The following is a 19,778-nucleotide window of genomic DNA, read 5'->3' on the forward strand; positions in this document are numbered from 1 at the left end:
TCTGGCAACAGGATCTTCCGCCGTGGCACCCAACGCTGTATGCAACGCAGTGTCGGTCAAACGGGAGGATGCTCTCCCCGTCATGCATACTGCCACGCAAGGGTCTGACATAACACCATGTCATGACCACTCCAACAATTGCGGCGTTGCTCCAGCGAAATTGGCTCACTATATTTCCATTCAAGCCCGCACTCCTTGTCGCTTCGGTCGCAAGCCGCAGCGGCGGGAGCGCCGACCTGGAGGATGTCTTTTCGCTTCAACCGTATCGAGGAGAAGTCGTGATCAGCATGCCAAGGTTGCGCCCGTTAGCCATGACTCTGGTGTTGAGCGTCGTGAGCATGGCACCCGCTTTTGCCGCGGGAAAAATCACTTTCGTGTCGCAAGGCGGCACGTATCAGGAAGCCCAGACCAAAGCCATCCTCGACCCGGCAGCGAAGGAGCTGGGCATCACCATCAATCAGGACAGCATTCCGGACGCGTGGCCGCAAATCAAGGCGCAGGCCGCGACCGGCAAGCCGATCTGGGACGTGGTGGACACCCCTACCTCGAACTGTCTGCGAGGCGGCCGCGAAGGTCTGCTCGAGAAGCTGGACTTCTCGAAGATACCCAACGCCGCCGCGATGCCGGAAAAGTACCGCACGCCGTATTCGGTCGCGTATGAGTTCTACTCGACGGTAATCGGCTACAACAAAAAGACGTTGAAGAAGACGCCGCAAAGCTGGGCCGACTTCTGGAACGTAAAGGCTTTCCCCGGCACGCGCGCACTGCGCAACGATCCGCAAACGGTGCTGGAAGCGGCACTGCTGGCCGACGGCGTGCCGCGCGACAAGCTCTACCCGCTCGACGTGGACCGCGCCTTCAAGAAGCTGCAGCAGATCAAGCCTGACATTACGGTGTGGTGGACTTCGGGCGGCCAGTCCGCGCAATTGCTGCATGACGGCGAAGTGGACATGACGATGATCTGGAATGGCCGCGCGAGCGCAGTGCGCAAGGACAACCCCGATGTCGATTTCACGTTCAACGACGGCATTCTGCAGAACACGCAGCTGTGCGTGCTGAAGAACGCACCGAATCTGAACGACGCGGTGCGCTTCCTGAACGCCGCGATCTCGCCCGAACTGCAGGCCAACCTGCCGCTTTATATCGACTACGGTCCGGGCAATCCGGCTGCCTTCAAGACCGGCAAGATCACGCCCAAGCGCGCAAGCGAACTGCCAAGCTCGCCCGAAAATGCCGCGAAGCAGGCATTGATGTCGGAAGACTGGTGGGCATCCGACGCCGGCATCCAGGCCAAAGCGCGCTGGCTGAAGTTCATGCAGTGACGCGGTTTCTCATCCGCAATCGACGCGCCCGCGGGAAGACGGTTCATCGCGGGCGTTCTGCATTTTCGGGCTTGCGTGTGGTGGCGTAGCGCGCGCCGTTTCCATCTCTCGAACGTGATCGATTATCTGATTCTCGGCGGCGGCTCGGCCGGTTGCGTGCTGGCCTCGCGTCTTTCCGAAGACGCCGGCAACACCGTATGTCTCGTCGAGGCGGGCCGCGACATCTCGCAGGCGACCATGCCCGCCGAGATTCGCAGCCGCTACCCCGGGCGTGCGTACCTGGACACCGCCAACATCTGGCAACAGCTGAAGGCACGCATGAGCGCGCCGGCCGCACTGCGCCGCTACGAACAGGCGCGCCTGCTGGGCGGCGGCTCGGCGATCAACGCGTTGATGGCCAATCGCGGCGCGCCTGCCGACTACGACGAGTGGCAAACTCTCGGCGCGCAAGGCTGGAACTGGCAAGCGTGTCTGCCCTACTTCCGCAAGCTGGAAACGGACCGCGACTTTGGCGAGTCCGGCAACGGCGGCCTGCATGGCACGCACGGCCCGCTGCGCATCCAGCGAACAGCATGGCCGCGCATTTCGCCGTTCGTGAAGAGTGTGCTCGATGCTTTGAAGCACGAGTATCCGTTGCGTGCGGACCAGAACGGCCCTTGGGAAGACGGCAGCTTTATCGGCTCCATTGCGGTGAGCGCCAACGGCGAACGCATTCCAACCTCAGTGTGTTATCTCGACGACGCAGTGCGAGCAAGGCCCAACCTGACGATTCGCACCGGCCAGGCCGCAGAGCGCATTCTGTTCGACAAGCAGCGCGCAACGGGCGCGCGCTTGATTCGATCCGACGGTACGCATGATGACTTGCAGGCCCGCTGCGTGATCGTCTGCTCGGGCGCGATCCACTCTCCCGCGCTGCTGCTCAGAAGCGGCATTGGCCCGGCCGATGACCTCGCCGCCTTGGGCATTGAACCGATCGCGCATCGGCCCGGCGTGGGCCGCAATCTGATGGAGCATCCGTCAATTGCAGTGTCGGCCTATCTGCCGCGCGCCGCGCGCACACCATTTCCCGACGAGCACCACGAGCAGGCAATCGTGCGCTTTTCTTCGGGCGTGGCCGGCACCGTGCCAGGCGACATGCACGGCGCGATACTGTCGCGCTCGGGCTGGCATTCGGTAGGCTACCGTCTCGGCACGATGTTCTTCTGGGTCAATAAGTCCTACTCGCGGGGACACCTGAAGCTCAAGTCGGCTAACATATTTGACGAACCGGACGTCGACTTTGCGATGCTCTCCGATACCCGCGATCTCGAACGGCTGAAGCTCGCGCTGCGCTTTGGCGCGAGGACACTCGCCGCACCGTCGATGGCGGCGCATCGCGGCACGCTGTTCCCATCGAGCTATTCTCCGCGCGTGGCAGCCGTGGCCGTGCCTGGCGCATGGAACGCGTTGCAGCGCGGCACGCTCGCTGCGCTGCTGGACATGGCGGGCCCGCTGCGGGCATGGCTGGTGCGGCGCGTGGTCACGCAAGGCGTGACGCTCGACGAACTGCTCGCCGACGATGCCGCGCTCACGCAATTCGTCACGCGTTCGGTGGGCGGCACGTGGCATCCCTCGGGAACATGCCGGATGGGCGCTAGCGGCGATCCGCTCGCGGTCACGGACAGTCGCGGTGCGGTCTATGGCGTGGAAGGATTGCATGTTTGCGACGCGTCGCTCATGCCGTCCATTCCATGCGCGAACACCAACGTGCCCACCATCATGATCGCCGAGCGTATTGCGGATCTGCTGCGGGGCGTACAGCCTGCGCCCTACTCCCCATAACCCACGATACCCTTCACTTCCAGAAACGCTTCGAGCCCCCACTCGCCATACTCGCGGCCATTGCCGGATTGCTTGTAGCCGCCGAACGGCGAGCCCGCGTCCCAGGCCGGATAGTTCAAATACACGCTGCCCGCGCGCAAGCGCAATGCGACGCGCCGCGCGCGGTCAAGGTCAGCGGATTGAACATAAGCGGCAAGGCCGAACGGCGTATCGTTGGCAATCGCAATAGCGTCTTCCTCGTCGCGGTAGGGCATGATGGCAAGCACAGGGCCAAAGATCTCTTCGCGCGCAATCGTCATCGAAGGGTCGACGTTCGCGAACACCGTGGGCCGCACGTAGTAGCCGCGCGCAAGGCCGTCCGGACGTCCGGGGCCGCCCGCCACGAGCCGCGCGCCTTCCTCGATGCCCTTTCGGATCAGCCGTTGCACGCGCGCATATTGCACGTCGCTGACTACCGGGCCCATGGTGGTTTCGTCGTCCTGCGCAGGGCCGACACGCTGTGCGGCTGCCGCGCGCTGCGCGATGCGCACCGCTTCGTCGTGCCTCGCCGCGGGCACCAGCATGCGCGTGGGAGCGTTGCATGACTGACCGCTGTTGCTAAAGCAGGAGTTCACGCCGGAGGTCACGGCGGCTTCCAGGTCCACATCGTCGAGAAGAATGTTTGCGGACTTGCCGCCCAGTTCCTGATGCACGCGCTTCACGGTCGGCGCGGCGAGCCTCGCGATTTCCACGCCCGCGCGCGTCGATCCGGTGAACGACACCATGTCGACGTCCGGATGACTGCACAGCGCGGCGCCTACAGTCGGACCGTCGCCATTGACGAGGTTGAATACGCCTCGCGGCACACCGGCCGCGTCCAGAATCTCGGCGAACAGCACGGCGTTAAGCGGCGACACCTCGCTCGGCTTGAGCACCATCGTGCAGCCGGCGGCAAGCGCAGGCGCCACCTTGCACACAATCTGATTGATCGGCCAGTTCCAGGGCGTAATGAGCGCGACCACGCCCACGGGCTCGTGATTGATGAGCGTCGTGCCCTTCTTGCGCTGCCATGCGAAGCGCTCGCAGGTGACCAGCAGTTCTTCCAGATGACGCTTGCCGAGCGCCGCCTGCCACGCATGCGAAAGTTTCTTCGGCGCGCCGATTTCCCGTGAGATGGTCTCCGCCATTTCGTCATAGCGGGCCATATACGCATCGAGTATGCGGCGTACCAGTGCGACGCGCTCCGCAGGCTGCGTCGACGAAAACGACGCGAACGCGCGCCTCGCGGCAGCCACCGCGCGCTCCACGTCGTCTGCATTGCCTAGTGCGATTTCAGCGAACGCTTCTTCCGTGCAGGGATCGACCACGGCGAGGCGCGCATCGCCCGAAGGTGCCACCCATGCGCCATCGATATAAAACTTCAGTGCATTCGACATCCGCTTCCCGATCGAGTGGAATCAAAAAAACAGCCTACGCCCGCGCGCTCGCCGAACGCCGGCTCACGACCACGATCATCACGAGGCACAAGGTCAGCGCAGTCAGCATCGTGCTGATTGCGGCAATGGTCGGATCGATCTCGTCGCGCAGCGTGACGAACATGCGGCGCGTGAGCGTCTGATTCGTGCCGCCGGAAATGAAGAGCGCCACCACGGTTTCGTCCAGTGCCTGAATGAACACGAACACCGCGCCGGAGATCACGCTCGCCTTGATCTGCGGCAGCGTCACCGTCAAAAAGCTGCGCAGGCGATTCATGCCGAGGCTGCGCGCGACCATCTCCTGCGCGCGGTCGAACGTGCGCAAGTCCGCGCCCACGGAAATCAGTACATAGGGCAGGCCCAGCATCGTATCGGCAACAATCAGCCCGCCCAGTGTATTCACATAACCGGCCTGCGTGAAAACGAAAAACACGCCCACCGCGACGATGATAATGGGCACCATCAGCGGCAACATCAGCAGCGTGCGCAGATAGCGCATGGACCAATGCGTGCCGTGCTGGATAGCGTAGGCCGCAGCAACGCCGAGCGGCGTGGCGAGCAGCGCCGCGCAAACGGATGCGGTGAGCGTCACGCGCGCTGCCTCGATCCATGCGGGATTGTCGAAGAACGCGTGATACCAGCGCAGCGAATACGCGGGCGGCGGGAACGTCATGAAGCGGGTATCCGAAAACGACAGCGGCACGACGATCAGCACCGGCAGCATCAGGAACACGAGGATCAGCACGACGAATGCGCCGAGCACGACCCTGCCGAACGGAATCCTGTTCATTTCGCACCCAAGGTCTTTTCGAGGGGAATCACGCGGCTCGCGGCATAGAAGATCGCGAACACGCACACGAGCAACACGACACTCACCGCGCTCGCCGCTCCCCAACTGTTATAGATCTCGACATTGCGGCTCACCACCATCGAGACCATGATCGACTTGCCTCCGCCCATCAGCTCAGGCGTGATGTAAAAACCGAGGCACAGCACGAAGACCAGCGTGACGCCCGCCACCACGCCGCTCAAGGAAAGCGGCAGAAACACGCGCCAGAAGACGTGCCACGGCGAACCGCCGAGACTCGCGCCGGCCTGCGAGAGATTCGGCGGGATCTTTTGCATCGCCGAATAAAGCGGCAGCACCATGAACGGCAGCAGGATATGCACCATCGCGAGGACAGTGCCGAACTGGTTATAGGCGAGTTGCACGGGTCGATCCACCAGGCCCATTTCGAGCAGCGCCTTGTTGATGAGCCCGGTGCGTTGCAATAGCACCAGCCACGCGTAGGTTCGCACCAGCACACTGGTCCAGAACGGCAGAATCACCATGCCGAGTATCAGCGCACTCCAGCGCGGCGAAACAGAGGCCGCAAAGTACGCGACCGGATACCCGAGCAGCAGCGTCATGCCGGTCACAATCGCGCTGAGCTTGAACGTGAGCAGGAAGGTGTCGAGATAGGCGCCGGTGAAAATGCGCTGGTAGTTGACGAACGTAAAGCCGCCGTCATGCCAGACCGACTGCCACGACAGCCACGCAAGCGGCACCACCAGCAGCACTACGACGACGAAGAGCGCCGGCGCGAGCAACAGCAGCATCGCGCGATCTTCGCGTTGCTGATGGCGCACCGACGGGTCCAGCGCGGCTGTCTGCATCAAGGTAGGTTCCTGAAAAATCCGTTTGGCTGTCGTCATCATGCACCCACGGCGTCGAGAAACTGATACCACGCGGCGACCATGCGAACACCAGGCGCACGCAGCGAATGAAACGGCACGGGCCGCAAGCCTTGCTGACCGAGCAGCGCCAGCTCCGGCGTTTCGCCGAGTGCAAGCGCCGCGGCATGCTGACCGATCAGGCTCGCCATCGCCACACCGGCTCCGTTATAGCCGAGACAAAATGTCGTGACATCGTCGCTTCGGCCAACATGCGGCAAAGCATTGAAGGTCATGCCGACATAACCCGACCACTGGTACTCGATGCGAACCTCGGCAAGATCGGGAAACAGCGCGACCATCGCGCGCCGCAATGCGTCGAAGCCCGTCGCCTGGCCTTCCTTGCCGAACGCATCGCGTCCGCCGAACAGCATGCGGCCGTCCACCTTGCGGAACCACTTCATCATGCGGCGCGTTTCGGTGTAGCTGCGGCGCTCTGTCATCAGACGCGCATCGAGGTCCGCGGGCAGACGCTGCGTCGCGATCATCGCGCTGCGAAACGGCACGAGCTCGCGCTGATAGTCAGCGGTGGCTGACGTGAGATCGGAATACGCGTTGGTCGCGACGATCACCTGCTTCGCATGGACGGTGCCGCCAGGCGTTCGCAGCACCACGCCGCCCGAGCCACGCGCAGCACGTGTAATCTCGACAACCGGCGTCGCTTCATATATCGGCACCCCGCGCGCGGTGAGACCGCGCGCGATACCGTAGACATATTCGAGCGGCAGGATCGTGCCGGCGTCGGCACTCAACACACCGCCGACGAATCCCGCCGAGCCCGTCTCGCGCGTCACCTGCTCGCGCGACTGCACGCTCATCGACGTATCGCCTAGTTGCGTACGCACCCAATCGGCTTCCGCGCAAATCGCTGCGAACGCGCGCTCGGTGTGCGCGCAACGCAGGCTGCCCGTATGTTCGAATTGCGCGCGCTCGAGCCCGAACTCTTCGACGAACGATTCGACCACTCGCACGCCTTCGTGCGCGAGCCGGTGCATACGCCTCGCAGTGTCGAGTCCGTGCAGCTTGTCGATCAACGGAAAAGACAAGCGGAATTTCGACGACACCACGCCGCCATTGCGCCCGCTCGCGCCCCAGCCGACCGGATTCGCATCGAACACCGCGCAGTCGACGCCGCGTTTTTGCAGCGCATACGCAGCCGCGAGGCCCGAGTAACCGGCGCCGATCACCGCCACGTCGACCGAGAGATCGCGAGCGAGCGGCGCGCCCATGCTGTGCGGCGCGAGCTTTTCCGGCGAACGCGCGGCCATTGCCCGCCATAACGAATCGGGCTGCGGGCGCGGCGAGAAGTGGCGAATCGCGGGCGCGAGCATGACGTCAGGCGGCGCGCGCTTCGGCTTCGACGGCGTCCGCGAGCGCACCGAGCGTCGCGAACCGGAAGGTGGGCGTCGTGACCGCTTCCGGGACCGGCGTCGCGCCGAAGCCCTTCATGCCCTGGCGTCGCTCGATCCAGCAGGTCGCGTAACCGAGCTTCGTCGCAATGCCAATGTCGTGATACTGGCTTTGCGCCGTATGCAGGATCTCGTTGAACTTGAAGCCGAACGCAGCCTGACGTCCGCGGTTATAGGCGAAGAACTGCGGGTCCGGCTTCGCGACGCCGGTTTCGTCGCAGCACACGGTGTCGTCGAACGGATCGCCCAGCGTGTGCGCGTAAGCGGACAACGCGACGCGGTCCGCATTCGTCATTGCGACCAGCCGGTAATGCTTGCGCAGGCGTTTGAGCGCCTGCACCGAGTCGTCGAACGCGGGCCATTCCAGCACGTCGCGCTGAAACGCGGCGGCGGACTGCGCGTCGTCAGGCAAGCCAAGCTCTCTCGCGAGCGACAGATAGACGTTCGCCATTTCGTGGCTCGAACGGCCCGGGTATTTCGCGCGCCCGCGCATGTACGGTTCGAAGATCTGATCGTCCGTGAGGTCTTTGGCCGCCGCGCCGCCAAGGCGCCGCACGGACGCCAGCACGCCCTGTTCGAAGTTGATCAGTGTGCCGACGACATCGAACGTCAGGACCTTGAAATCGGTGAGCTTCATTGCATCATCCTTTGCGGGTTGCGCGAGTTTCGAAAGACATACGCCCAAGGCGGGCAGCGAGAAAAGTCAGGCGGGCACGACGATGGTGTCCTGCGGATCGAGCACTACGGTCATTGGCTCGCCCGGCGATGGAATGCGGCGACGCGCATCGTGATTGCCGGGCTGGCGCAGGCTGAGGGAAGTGCCGTCGGGCAGCGCAGCAAATACGCGCAGGCTCTCGCCCTGATACAGCACTTCGGTCACGCGGCACGACAGCCGGTTCGTGGTCATGGTTGTGGTCGCGCCGCCGTCGATCACGAGCTTTTCGGTTTGCACGGCAAGCAGCAGACGCTCGCCGCGCGGCAACGGGTGCGCGGTGCGCAGCAGCGCGTCGCCAAGGCGCACGGCGTCGTCGCCGGCGCGGCTCACGTCAAGCAGCGTCGCCTCGCCGATGAAGCTCGCGACGAACGCGTCGCAAGGCCGGTCGTACAGACGCTCCGGCGTATCGATCTGCACCAGCTTGCCGTTCTTCAGCACAGCCACACGGTCGCTCATGGTGAGCGCCTCGCGCTGGTCGTGCGTCACGTAGACAATCGTCGCGCCGAGCTTGCGGTGCAGTCGCCGCAGTTCGATCTGCATGGTTTCGCGCAGTTGCTTGTCGAGCGCCGAGAGCGGCTCGTCCATCAAGATGAGTTGCGGCTCGAAGACCATCGCCCTCGCAAGCGCAACGCGCTGACGCTGGCCGCCTGAGAGCTGGTTGATGTTGCGCGCCTCGAAACCGCTTAGCTCGACCATTGTGAGCGCGTCGGCCACTTTCCTGGCCCAGCCGGCTTTCGGCTCGCGGCGCGCGCGCAACGGGAACGCGACGTTCTCGCCGACCGTCATGTGCGGAAACAGCGCGTAGTTCTGGAACACGATGCCGATATTGCGTTTGTGCGGCGGCGCAAATGTAATGTCACGCTCGCCGACCCAGACGGACCCCGAACTGGGCTGAACAAAGCCGCCGAGAATGCCGAGCAGCGTCGTCTTGCCCGAACCGGACGGCCCGAGCAGCGAGACGAATTCACCGGGCTCGATGTCCAGCGAAACCTCGTCCAGCGCGACCACCGGACCATAACGCTTGCCTGCCGACCGGATGGAGACTCCTGTTTTCGCTCTTGCGTCCATTGCGTTCTTTCTCGCTCAAGGGCCTGCGTTAGGGAAAATATAGGTCTCAAACTTTTTGGCGGCAATTCCCAAATTGTTGGATCAGGCATAACATCAGGTCATGCCGAATCTACGCAAAAAACTGCCGAGCGCGAATGCGCTGTTCGTCTTCGAAGCCGCTGCCCGCTGCGGCAACTTCACACGTGCCGCGCAGGAACTCTATGTGAGCCAACCCGCCGTGAGCCGCATGCTCGCGCGCATGGAAGACCATATCGGGGTGCGGCTTTTCGAGCGCGTGCGCGGCGGCATCGAGCTGACCGAAAACGGGCGCATTCTGTACCGCAAGATATCCGAAGGATTCAACGGCATAGAAAGCGCGATACGCGAAATCGAGGCGCGCGCCACAGGCGTCGAATCGGTCACGCTTTCGGTGTCAACGGGCTTTACCACGCATTGGCTGATGCCGCGCATGGGCCGGCTCAACCAGGCGTTTCCGTCGATTGATCTGAGGTTTCAGCTTATTTCGGGGCGCATTGGCGGGCCACTGGTCGACGTCGATCTCGGCATGCGCTTTCTGCACGCGGACGAGATCGACGAGAACAGCGTGCTCGTGATACCGGAAACGCTTCTGCCCGTGTGCAACCCACGCTACCAGGAAACGGCGCAAACCGAGGCGGGCCGCGAGCATGGCGATACCGTCATCGTGATGGACGATGAAGAGCGCGGCTGGCACCACCGTTTTGGCGCGTTCGAGCAGCACGGCCGACGCGTCGCGGGCATGCTCAGTTTCAACGACTACGCGATCGTGGTGCAGGCCGCGCTGCTCGGCCAGGGCATTGCGCTCGGCTGGCTGAATGTGGTCTCGCACTGGCTCTCGCAGCGCGCGCTGGTGCCCGCCGAGGAGCAGATCATCGTGACCAACCGGCGCTGCTGCCTGGTATCGCCGCCCAGCCGGCCTTTGCGGCCCATCGTGGCGAACGTGCGCGACTGGATTGTCGAAGAAATGCGCGCCGACCTGCGCACGTTGGAGACCGCTTATCCGCAGTTGGGATTGCGCGGGGCGTTCAAGGCGTGCGGTGTGGCTATTGTTTGATGCGGCGGGGTTGGGGCTGTTTTGCGCTGTTTTGCGCGGTTTTGTTTTGCGCTGTTTTTTTTATGCTTGGGCTGCGTTGTTCGATGCTTTAACGTCTGCCAGCCGCTGCTGTTGCATTCGCAACGCAGCGACGCGCGAGAACGTCGGGTTCGGTCCTGAGCGCCGCGCGTGATTCGGTCGGGCCTGTTAGAGGTCTTCTTTCATCCTGTTCAGCAGGTCACCGAAAGACTGCCGCGTGTTGATTGCGTTGATCGTATCCGCGAGGAACCAGGGGAGAATCAGTTGCGTGTTGGGGTCGGTGACGCCAACGGTCAGGGTTGGCCGGTTCGGTTTGGGTGCGGCGTACTGGGAAGTTTGAGCCGCGAGCGCGCGCTGCTCGACGGTGCTCGTTGAAGGTTGACGCGCTGTTGCCTCACCCGACGGAGGCCAGGCTGTGGAACAGGCGCTCAGCAGGACGGTAACCGCGGCAGTGGCGACAATGGCGGCAATGGCGGTAGCGCGGAACGGGTTCATGATGTGGGCTCCGAGCAGATCGGTCGGTCACATCGGTTTGACAGGGTCGAGCGGTATCGGTTTCGTTGATGCGGTGGAGATTGCCAACGGAGTTGGCAAAGAAACTCGCAACCAGACCGTGAACCAAGCCGCGAACCAAACCGCGAACCCAGCCAGAAACCAGGCCGCAAATCAGAGCCGCAAATCAGCCCACCGCTGGACGACGTACATCGAGCGCGGAGAACATATCGTCGACATTGCCGTTCGAGATCTGCCGCGCGATGGCCGGCAAGTCTGCCGAGTCGGGTTTGCCGATCAGCGCATAGGACAGTTCGTTCTGCCGCCACGAAACGACCTTCATGCCGTCCATCTCGCGCTGTGCGATGGACTCGTCAGGCCGCGAATCTTTCATCACGCACAGCGCCACCGGCATGCCATGCTCGGGAAGATAAACCATCTGGACGAGCGGCTTGCCGTTGTAGCGCAAGCGCTCCACCGTTTTGAACGACAGCCCGGCCGCCTGCAAATCAGGCATACGCAAGCGGATGCCGTCGACCTTGCGAATCGCATCCACAGTTCGAGTAGAAGCGGCGCCATCAGGAACCACATGCGCGACCGTCTCGCGCGTGTACATGCGCTGATAATCCACAGCGACGCTAATCCACGGGCGCGGCTGCACCGCTGCCGTGGACACTGCACGCTCGCCCCACGCACCGGGCCATGCGCCAAGCTGCTGAACCAGGCCAGCACAGAAAGCGCCCGCCACGAAAGCGGCGGCAAGCCACACACGGCGCGCCGAACGCTGTTCCTGCGGCGCAAAATCGCTCGACGCTTGCCGCCCTGCGGCCTGCGCCATCGACTCTATCCGGCGCCGAAGGTCATCCGGCAGCGGCGGCAACTTCTGCGCCGCGAACGCTTCGCGATAAGGAAGCCGCGACGCTTGCAGCAACGCCACGCTCTCTCGCAGATCGGCGGATTGCGCCAGAGCACGCTCGACCGGTTCCGCTTCGCGAGCGCTCAGTTCGCCGTCGGCATACGCGATCAGTTGGCTGTCGTCGGGCTTCATTGGACGATAGGCTAAGGAGAGAAACGGCTGTGTGAGTGTGTAGCGTCAAGGCAGGCACGAAAGCGCGTGCTGCCGCGGGCTTCTATGATACCCGTACTGGCGGCGCGTTCCCACCAGAGGCAAGGGGCGCGTCAATGTGCGCGGGCACGCGCCGCGGCTTCCTCGCTCAGGCGACGCTGCAACGACACGGCGTAGGCGGCCGACCGTGCGGCAAGCAGCGGGTCGGCGGAAGGCGCGATGCCGTCGGGCAGAACCGTTGGATCGAAAGCAATATCGCGGCACGAACCGTCAATCTGCGTTTGCGCGCTGTCTATCACGAGCGTGCCCACATCGATTCGAGGGCGGCGCGGCGAGCTCACCCATTGCCGGGTGGAATCGTCGATCGTGTCGCCGGGCAGCGCGACGTTCAGGATCAGATGCCAGCGCAACGGTCCCTTGCGCAGACTTTTCGACAGGTCGTAGAACAGAAAGTCCGGGTCGCGCAGATCGCCGGCATAGACTGCGCGATAGGGCTTCTCGGGCACGACTTCCCACCGCACGAAGCGCCGGATACCGTGCGCGTCGATAGTCTGGAATGCGCTAACGCCGTAGTACGTTGAGTTGTCATAGCCGGACGACGGCGGATGCTGCTCGATGAAACGCCTGAAAGCGCGAGCCTCTGGATGAGCGTCGAGAAACGCCCGCATCTTCGCAGGATCGCGGCGGCCAGTGCGCGGATCGCGCGCGTCCGCTCGTAGTTGCTCGAGCAACGCCTCGGGTGTGCGCACCGGAAACACAGGCGCGGAGTTCATCGCAAGACGCCATTGCTCGGCGTGCGGCAGCGTGATGCGCAATGCGAGGCTGCGCACCATGCCGGCGGCGTCGTCTTCGCCGGGATCGCCGCCGGGTATCGACAAGCGCCCGACAACCGGATACCGCCCTCTTGCAAACACGCTGGCACGCGACAGCAGCGCACCTTCTCCGTTGCTGTCGAAGTGCCCGGTCACGCAAATTCCTTTCGCATGATTGCGCCTGAAACCGGGGTGCGGCGTCGTGGTCGCCTCAAACGCATTGACGATGCGCCGTGCGCCAAGCCGTGGAGAAAGCCAGCCCACGCACGAAAGAAACAACGCGGCGAGCGCCGCCGGTAATGCGCATATGGCGAACCAGCGCAATGCGCGATGCGATGATCGCGATTGCGCCGGCACATTGCGCGAGTGTCGGAACTTCATGCGCTCGGCGGCCGGCGCCGCGTTCGGTCCACCGCGGCGTGCTCACGCGGCTCTGCGCTGGCCAATGCAGCGGGAGGGGTCAGGCACGCCGAACCGCTGCCGTTTCGTTCAACCGCGCTCGGCATCGGCACCCGTGCGGTTGTCGCTGACGATCGCGGACACCCGGCCGTCGTAAAGCTGTCTGCCAAGCGCATTCAGATCGACAGTACCCGGCGTGCCGATCAGCGCATAGCCCAGTTCGCCGCGCCGCCACGCGACCACATTCATACCTTCCACCTTCGCGTTCGACGGCGCCGCATCGGCCTTCACTTCTTTCAGCACGCACAGCGCGACGGGGTCGCCCTTCTCCGGCAAATAGACGATCTGCACCAGCGGCTTGTCATGAAAGCGCAGCCTTTGAACGCGCTTGAAAGTCAGCCCCTGACTGCGCAAATCGGGAATCTGCATGGGCAGATTGTCGACGTGCTGGATGTCGGCGACAGTGGTAGCCGTGGCGCTCATGTCGGGTTGCAGCAAAGCGACGGTGTCCCGCGTGTACAGCCTCTGATAACCGGCCGCCGCCTTGATCCACGGCGTCATGCCCGAGGTGTCGGAGGCCGTGGTGAGCGCGCCGCCAGCACCTGTCAGTTGCGGCACGAGCCGCAGTGCGAGGCCGCAGCAGAACGCGCCGGCGACGAACGCCACTGCAAGCCTCGGCCACGTCGGCAAGGTTAGCCACTGCGGCAGCAAGCGCCACTGCCGCCGCTTCGCGCGCGGCCTGGGCTGCGGAGCATTGTCGTCAGGCTGTGCGTCGGTGACGCGCGAGTGGTCCGGCCCGGTTGCGTCTGCGCTGCGCTGAGCACCCTCCCGCTGCGCGTGCTGACGGATCAACGCCTCGACGCTCAGACCCAGAGATTGCGGCATGGGCGGCAACGCCTGCTGCTCGAACGCTCTTCGATAAGGCAGTTGCGAGGCGCGCAGCATCGACACGCGGGACGCGAGGTCTTCCGATTCGCGAATCGCCTTTTCTACCTGCTCGCGCTCGGAGTCCGACAACTCACCGTCGACATAAGCCAACAGGCTGGCATCATCGATCTTCATTGCGCCGCTCGCTGGGTTTTCGACGGTCGTGCCGAAGACGTATCGTGGTCGCTGAATTGCGCGCCGATTGTCTGGCGCGCGCGAGAGAGCCGGCTCATGATGGTGCCGATCGGCACGCCGAGCACCTCGGCCGCTTCCGCATAGCTGAACCCTTCCACCGCGACGAGCAGCATCACCGTGCGCTGCGCGTCGGGCAGACGCTCCACCGCCGCGATGATCTCGCTCACGCTGTCAGCAGGATTGCGCGCCGCTGGATCGGGCACGGTTTCGAGAAAGTTGTCGTCCCACTCCATGCTCGAGCGGTTGCGCACATTGCGCGCACGCAGTTCGTTGATCCAGGTGGAATGAACGATGGAAAACATCCAGCTCAGAGGCGAAGTGCCCGCCTGCAACTGATGTGCGCGTTCGAGCCCCCGCACGCATGCGCGCTGGAGCAGATCCTCGGCGTCGTGCTGGTTCCCGCACAGGCGCAGAGAGAATGCCCAGAGCCGCGGCAGCATGCCCGGTAGAAGACTGGGCAGATTCTCGACATCTGCTGTTGACATGGTTGACTGGCTCAAAGCACGGTTACCGCCCGGCGCGCCGGACGCTGACTGACCGTTCCTGCAGGTGAATGGGTTCGCGGATTGTACAGCCTACGTAAAACGTTTGCTTCAGGGCAGCTACGCCGCTTTGCCGCAAAGGGCCGCCGCCTGGTGCGAACACCCAAGAGTACGACTAAACAAGCTGAAACGCGCACTAAACAACTGACCTCGAGCTTTCGTCCCGCCGCTCGAACATGCATCCACGCAATGGTTCGACGGCGCAACCGGCGCCCCGCCTTCACGATGGAATAACCGCTCGCGGCCAGTTGTTCTGTCATAAACCGCAAACACCAACCTGCACCGCGCGAGCGCGCCCGCTGCTTCTCCAGGCGCTCGCGCACGTTCTCATTTTCAGCCCGACATGACCGACTCCTACGCGACGAATGCCCTGCTTTCCCCCATCGACGATGCGGCGCCGGCCGGGCTCAACCTCGAATACGATCCCGCCTTCACCGAGCTCGAACTGCTGGCGACACCCATGCCCGAGCGCGCGATGGGCGACAGTCTGAAAGCCGCTCAGGAGCCGGACTGGGACAAGGTCGCAAGCGCCGCCGGTGCGCTGCTCACGCGCACCAAAGATCTGCGCGTTGCAGTTCACCTCTGTTGCGCGCAAACCCATAACGAAGGTCTGTCCGGATGGGCAGCGGGCCTCGGCCTCGTTCGCGGGCTGCTCGAACGCTACTGGGACCATGTGCATCCGCAATTGGACGCAGACGACAACCACGACCCCACCGCCCGCGCCAATGCGCTGATGCCGCTTGGCGATCCGCAAAGCGCGCTGGGCATTTTCAGGCTTGCTCCGTTCGTGCAGTCGCCGCGTCTTGGCCGCTTTTCGCTGCGCGATCTGCGCGTGGCAACCGGCGTGACCCACGCGTCGCCGTCGCAGGACGGCGCGCCGGCTCCGACGCTCGTCGACCTCGAAGCCTGCTGCATGGATTGCCCCGAGGACCAACTGCCCCAATCCGCCGCAACGCTCGCGCAAGCGCAGGAACATGCCGAGGCCATCGTCGCGCTGGTGCGGGACAAACTCGGCACGGCCGGCCCCGACATGGCGCTGTTGTGCGGCGATATCGCAGAGCTGAAAAAATTCGTCGATGCGCAACTGCTGCGCCGCTTTCCAGGCCGAGCGGACGCGGGTGTCGCCGCACCGTTGGCCTCGCTGCTGGACTTGTCTTCGTCGCCGTTGTCGCTCCACGCGAGCAGCGCTCCCGCAGGCGCCATGCATGAGCCTGCGAACGCCGGAATTTCCAGCCAGGCTGATGTGATCCTGCGGCTCGATGAGATTTGCGACTACTACGAGCGTGTCGAACCGTCGAGCCCTCTACCGATTTTGCTCAAACGCGCACGGCGCCTCGTCGGCAAGAGCTTCGCCGACGTGCTCAAGGACATCGCGCCAGGCGGGCTGTCGGAGCTTCAGGCATTGTCGGGCCCGGAGAGCGAATAAGCGCCCGGAGCGCATTCGGCAAACCACATCCCCGCCAGGCGCGGCCATCACGACGCCAGCATCAACCAGCCGGCTGCGAGCGCGCCGGCCACCGCGACCAACAGCAGCGTCCACAGCGCGGCCCAGCGGCCTTGCGACATCGGCATGCGCGTACTGTCCGCATCGCGCCGCCGAAGCTGCACCGGCTCGCGCCCTGTGTCGCCCGCAGGCATGCGTCGGCGCACCGTATCTCGACCGTCCGAAGATGCTTCGCCGCCGAGCGATTCGAGCAGGCGTCGCCTCCGCTGCCGATACTCGTCGCGTTCGATGCGGCCGAGCCGGTGCATTTCATCGAGCACGCGCAACGCGTCGTTGACCTGCCGCTCGCGCACACCCGGCTCCTCGTGCGCCGTCACGACAAGGTCCGGTTGCATGTCGCGTCGCGCCGCCTGTGTGCTGTGTGCGGCCCGCCGCGTATCGCTGCCCGTCATGCGTTCGCCTGGCTGTGCCGGTTGCTGCGCGCGGGCGGCGCCATTGAAACCGATGCGGGCGCGCTCGCCGCGTCGCCGCTTTCGACCCGCGCCTTGATCTGCTCCAGCAACGCGCTCAAGCCGCCTTGCGGCAACGCGATGCTCGCGCCGATGTCGCGCTCCATCTGCTTCATGGCTTCGGGGTCGGCTGCCTGCGCGGTGTCAAAGCGGGCCTGCAGCGCCTGCAGGTCCGGGTCGGCCATCGGCTGATCGCGCGCGTCGAGAATGGCCGCCGCGAGAAGATAGCGTTGCGCAGCGTCGCCGAGTTTCGGGTCGCCGGAAAGCGCCTCGGCGCCCTGTGCGGCGACGCGAGCGGCTTCGCGCAGATTGCCCGAGCGGGCGAGCGCACGAGCGCTGCCGAGATACGCGTTGACCACGAGCTGCGGCGCGCCGCTCGCGAGAAACGGGTTGTCGGGTTGCAACGCGCGCATCCGCTTGAGCGCGGCGAGCGCCCGCGCTCCGTCGTTGGCGGCAGCGGCGAGCCGCAGCGCGTCCATTTGCGCAGCCGCGTCGCCGCTCGCGGTCAGCTGGTCGATGCGCTGTTGCTGCAACAACTGAAGCATCCGGTCACGCTGAGCGGAAAGGCCCGGCGAATGCGGCGCGTAACGCAACCCGACCTCGATCACGTCCAGCGTCCGATGCACCAGCAGCGGATCGGTCACGCGAGACGCGGCGGCAACGATGCCGTCGGCAAGCGCGTCTATCGCCGTACCGGTTTCCGGCGACGGGTCGTTTTGCAGCGCGGTCATCGCTCGGGTCACGCCGTCGAGCCACGCTGCACTGGCAGACGGAGCAGCCGCCAGTTCCACGAGCGAGCGGCGCGCATCGGGCACGCTCATCGCGGCGGCGGGCGACTCATGCTTTTGTGTCGCCGCTGCCGCTGCGGACGACAGTTGTGCGCGCCGCCGCTGCAAGCGCGAGGAGTCCGGAAACAGTTGCAGGGCCAGCGCGATCCGCGCCCGCGCTTCGTCGAACCTGGCCGAGTCGAGCGATTGCCCGATTGCAGCGTCGTATCGCGATTCAATCTGCGGACTCTTCAGCAATGCGCTGCCTGGGTCCAGCAAGCGAATCCGGCGCAGGACGTCCGCCGCGCTGCCCGGCTGGTCCTCGAACAACGCGTCGCGATCCAGCGCTTCGTCGAGGTTGCTGGCGAGCTTCGCGAGCATGTCGGCGCGCTCATCGTCTATCTGCTTGCGCCGCACGTCGAATTCCGGCGAAAACAGCTTCAACTGGTCGCGGATCTGAAACACGTGCTGGGCCGCCGCATAATCGATTCGTCCGAGCGGCGGGCTCCAGTATGCGTCGAGCCGGCTTGCGAGAAAGCGCTGAATCAGATCGTTCTGGTTCAGCACGAGCCGTTCGCGCTCGTCCACGCCGAGCAATGCGAGCGCGGCGACCGCCTGGTCTTCATTCGCGTAGTGGCGCGGGTCGCTAGCGGCAAAGCGCGCGATGGTTGCTTCCAGCTGCCGATGACGATGCTGGCTATGCCATGCAAAGGCGCCCGCCGCGAGCACCGCCACCGCGAGCGCGCCCGCGCAGTATGGCAAGAGGCGTTCGTGCAGCTTCCTCGGCCGCAGCCCTTCTACCAGCGCGCCCACCGTTTGCAACCGCTCGCCGCCGCGAAACGCCACCGCCTGACACAGCGTGCGGTATTGACGCCGCCCGAGACCCGGCACAGGCGGCGGCACTGCGTTCTCGCTCAACGCGACGTCGGCGCTGTGCCGGCCGAACGGATGGCGGCCGGTCAACAGCTCGAAGATCACACAGCCGAGCGCATACACGTCGTCGCGAACCGACGGCGCGGCGCCCTCGATCATGTCGAGGCTTGCATAGGCCGGTGTCATCGCGCCGAGCGTGCCGGCATCGAACACGGTCTGCTCACCGGCCGCGCCCGCGGCAGCCAGGCCCGCGCGCGCAATGCCGAAGTCGAACACCTTCGGCACGCCGTCGCGCGTCACCATGACGTTGCCCGGTTTGAAGTCCGAGTGCACGATGCCGCTCGCATGCGCACGCTGCAACGCTCGCGCCATCGCGTCGATCAGCGGCCACGCCTGCCGGAACGGCATGCCGGAAGGACGTTCGCGGATCAGCGTGCGCAGGTCCGTGCCGTCGATGTACTCCATCGTCATGAAAACGATCGTGCCGTCCTTGTCGAAGTCGTAGACGTGCACGATGTTGTCGTGAGCGAGCCGCTGCGCGCGGCGCGCTTCGCGTTGCAACGCAATCAGCGAATCCGGGTGGCGGCGGAACTCGTCGTTGAGCACTTTCACGGCCACGTAGGGATCGCGGTCGCGGGCCTCGACCTTGCGCTCGTCGCGCGCCAGATAGACGACGCCCATGCCGCCGCGCCCCAGTTCGCGCTCGAGCAGAAAGCGTCCTTTGAGCAGCTTGCCGACCGATGCATGGTCGCTGCTTTGCGCCCGAGCAACCCGTTGCCAGGTATAGCGGTTCAGGCTGCTGTCGGTGGACCGGCTGTCACCGACGCTACTGTCGCTCGCATGACTGTCGTTCACATCATTGCTTCGGACTTCTGCGGAATCCGCGCGGTCGGCCAAACGGCTCGCGAGTTTGACGACCGTCGCGTCGTCCCACGCTGCGCGCGACGCGCTGTCTTCCTGGTCCATGCGGCCTTCGTCGCGCGATGAAACTGCCAATGCGGGTTGCACGACAGTCAGGCCGTCTACGGCGTCAGCGGGCTTCGCGTCGAGCGGCGCGACGTGCCGCGCGAACAGGCGCCGCGCATGTGCGTCGATCACGAGGAACAGTTTCCGGGCGCGCGTGCCGCCGGCGCCGAGGCGTGAGTAGTTGTCGTTCATCG

The 19,778-nt window shown here is 64.6% G+C and carries 17 protein-coding genes; 4 read left to right on the top strand and 13 right to left on the bottom strand.

What is annotated here, in order from left to right; translation table 11 throughout:
• Positions 1-311 precede the first annotated feature (311 nt).
• Entirely contained in the window at positions 312-1,322 is a 1,011-nt protein-coding gene (locus JNB89_RS02635; protein WP_049789956.1) for an ABC transporter substrate-binding protein, read from the top strand.
• Between the two features lie 114 nt (positions 1,323-1,436).
• Positions 1,437-3,143 carry a GMC family oxidoreductase gene (locus JNB89_RS02640; RefSeq protein WP_220361271.1) on the top strand — a complete coding sequence of 569 codons (1,707 nt, stop codon included), beginning with the start codon at positions 1,437-1,439 and terminating at the stop codon, positions 3,141-3,143.
• Here the strand turns inward: JNB89_RS02640 and JNB89_RS02645 are convergent.
• The 6 genes from JNB89_RS02645 to JNB89_RS02670 all read right to left on the bottom strand — a co-directional run bounded on the left by JNB89_RS02645 (position 3,131) and on the right by JNB89_RS02670 (position 9,502).
• The gene (locus JNB89_RS02645; RefSeq protein ID WP_220361136.1) at positions 3,131-4,558 is read right to left on the bottom strand and encodes an aldehyde dehydrogenase family protein; all 1,428 of its coding nucleotides are present in this window, start codon (positions 4,556-4,558) and stop codon (positions 3,131-3,133) included. The two genes, JNB89_RS02640 and JNB89_RS02645, sit on opposite strands and share 13 nt — an antisense overlap.
• A gap of 34 nt (positions 4,559-4,592) precedes the next feature.
• Positions 4,593-5,387 (bottom strand): ABC transporter permease, encoded by a 795-nt coding sequence (locus tag JNB89_RS02650; RefSeq protein WP_220361137.1) that lies wholly within the window; start codon positions 5,385-5,387, stop codon positions 4,593-4,595.
• Entirely contained in the window at positions 5,384-6,295 is a 912-nt protein-coding gene (locus tag JNB89_RS02655) for an ABC transporter permease (protein ID WP_220361138.1), read from the bottom strand. Before JNB89_RS02655 ends, JNB89_RS02650 begins: the two co-directional genes overlap by 4 nt.
• Entirely contained in the window at positions 6,292-7,641 is a 1,350-nt protein-coding gene (locus JNB89_RS02660; protein WP_220361272.1) for an NAD(P)/FAD-dependent oxidoreductase, read from the bottom strand. The genes JNB89_RS02655 and JNB89_RS02660 overlap by 4 nt, the downstream gene beginning before the upstream one ends.
• 4 nt (positions 7,642-7,645) lie before the next feature.
• Positions 7,646-8,356, bottom strand: a complete 711-nt coding sequence (locus tag JNB89_RS02665) for an HAD-IA family hydrolase (protein WP_013341644.1) — start codon at positions 8,354-8,356, stop codon at positions 7,646-7,648.
• 66 nt (positions 8,357-8,422) lie between these two features.
• Positions 8,423-9,502 (bottom strand): ABC transporter ATP-binding protein, encoded by a 1,080-nt coding sequence (locus JNB89_RS02670; RefSeq protein WP_220361139.1) that lies wholly within the window; start codon positions 9,500-9,502, stop codon positions 8,423-8,425.
• 100 nt (positions 9,503-9,602) lie between these two features.
• On the opposite strand from JNB89_RS02670, the gene JNB89_RS02675 reads away from it, so the two are divergent.
• Positions 9,603-10,574 carry a LysR family transcriptional regulator gene (locus JNB89_RS02675; protein WP_013341646.1) on the top strand — a complete coding sequence of 324 codons (972 nt, stop codon included), beginning with the start codon at positions 9,603-9,605 and terminating at the stop codon, positions 10,572-10,574.
• A 186-nt stretch (positions 10,575-10,760) separates the two neighbouring features.
• Here JNB89_RS02675 and JNB89_RS02680 read toward each other — a convergent pair whose 3' ends face one another.
• From JNB89_RS02680 to JNB89_RS02700, 5 genes are all read right to left on the bottom strand, one after another.
• On the bottom strand, positions 10,761-11,087 hold the full coding sequence (locus JNB89_RS02680) for a hypothetical protein (protein WP_220361140.1): 327 nt from the start codon (positions 11,085-11,087) through the stop codon (positions 10,761-10,763).
• A 184-nt stretch (positions 11,088-11,271) separates the two neighbouring features.
• Complete coding sequence (locus JNB89_RS02685) at positions 11,272-12,132, bottom strand: anti-sigma factor family protein (RefSeq protein ID WP_220361141.1); 861 nt, start codon at positions 12,130-12,132, stop codon at positions 11,272-11,274.
• Between the two features lie 131 nt (positions 12,133-12,263).
• Positions 12,264-13,343, bottom strand: coding sequence for a catalase family peroxidase (locus JNB89_RS02690; RefSeq protein ID WP_220361142.1), 1,080 nt, complete (start codon positions 13,341-13,343; stop codon positions 12,264-12,266).
• Between the two features lie 108 nt (positions 13,344-13,451).
• Positions 13,452-14,423, bottom strand: a complete 972-nt coding sequence (locus tag JNB89_RS02695) for an anti-sigma factor family protein (RefSeq protein ID WP_220361143.1) — start codon at positions 14,421-14,423, stop codon at positions 13,452-13,454.
• Entirely contained in the window at positions 14,420-14,968 is a 549-nt protein-coding gene (locus JNB89_RS02700; protein ID WP_027209672.1) for an RNA polymerase sigma factor, read from the bottom strand. Before JNB89_RS02700 ends, JNB89_RS02695 begins: the two co-directional genes overlap by 4 nt.
• A gap of 400 nt (positions 14,969-15,368) precedes the next feature.
• On the opposite strand from JNB89_RS02700, the gene tssA reads away from it, so the two are divergent.
• Positions 15,369-16,451, top strand: coding sequence for a type VI secretion system protein TssA (gene tssA / locus JNB89_RS02705; RefSeq protein ID WP_220361144.1), 1,083 nt, complete (start codon positions 15,369-15,371; stop codon positions 16,449-16,451).
• Between the two features lie 47 nt (positions 16,452-16,498).
• On the opposite strand, the gene JNB89_RS02710 is transcribed toward tssA, so the two are convergent.
• Complete coding sequence (locus JNB89_RS02710) at positions 16,499-16,921, bottom strand: hypothetical protein (RefSeq protein WP_223216673.1); 423 nt, start codon at positions 16,919-16,921, stop codon at positions 16,499-16,501.
• On the bottom strand, positions 16,918-19,776 hold the full coding sequence (locus tag JNB89_RS02715; protein ID WP_220361145.1) for a serine/threonine-protein kinase: 2,859 nt from the start codon (positions 19,774-19,776) through the stop codon (positions 16,918-16,920). The genes JNB89_RS02710 and JNB89_RS02715 overlap by 4 nt, the downstream gene beginning before the upstream one ends.
• Positions 19,777-19,778: the final 2 nt, after the last annotated feature.

It is taken from the genome of Paraburkholderia phenoliruptrix (assembly GCF_019511605.1).
GTDB lineage: Bacteria > Pseudomonadota > Gammaproteobacteria > Burkholderiales > Burkholderiaceae > Paraburkholderia > Paraburkholderia phenoliruptrix_A.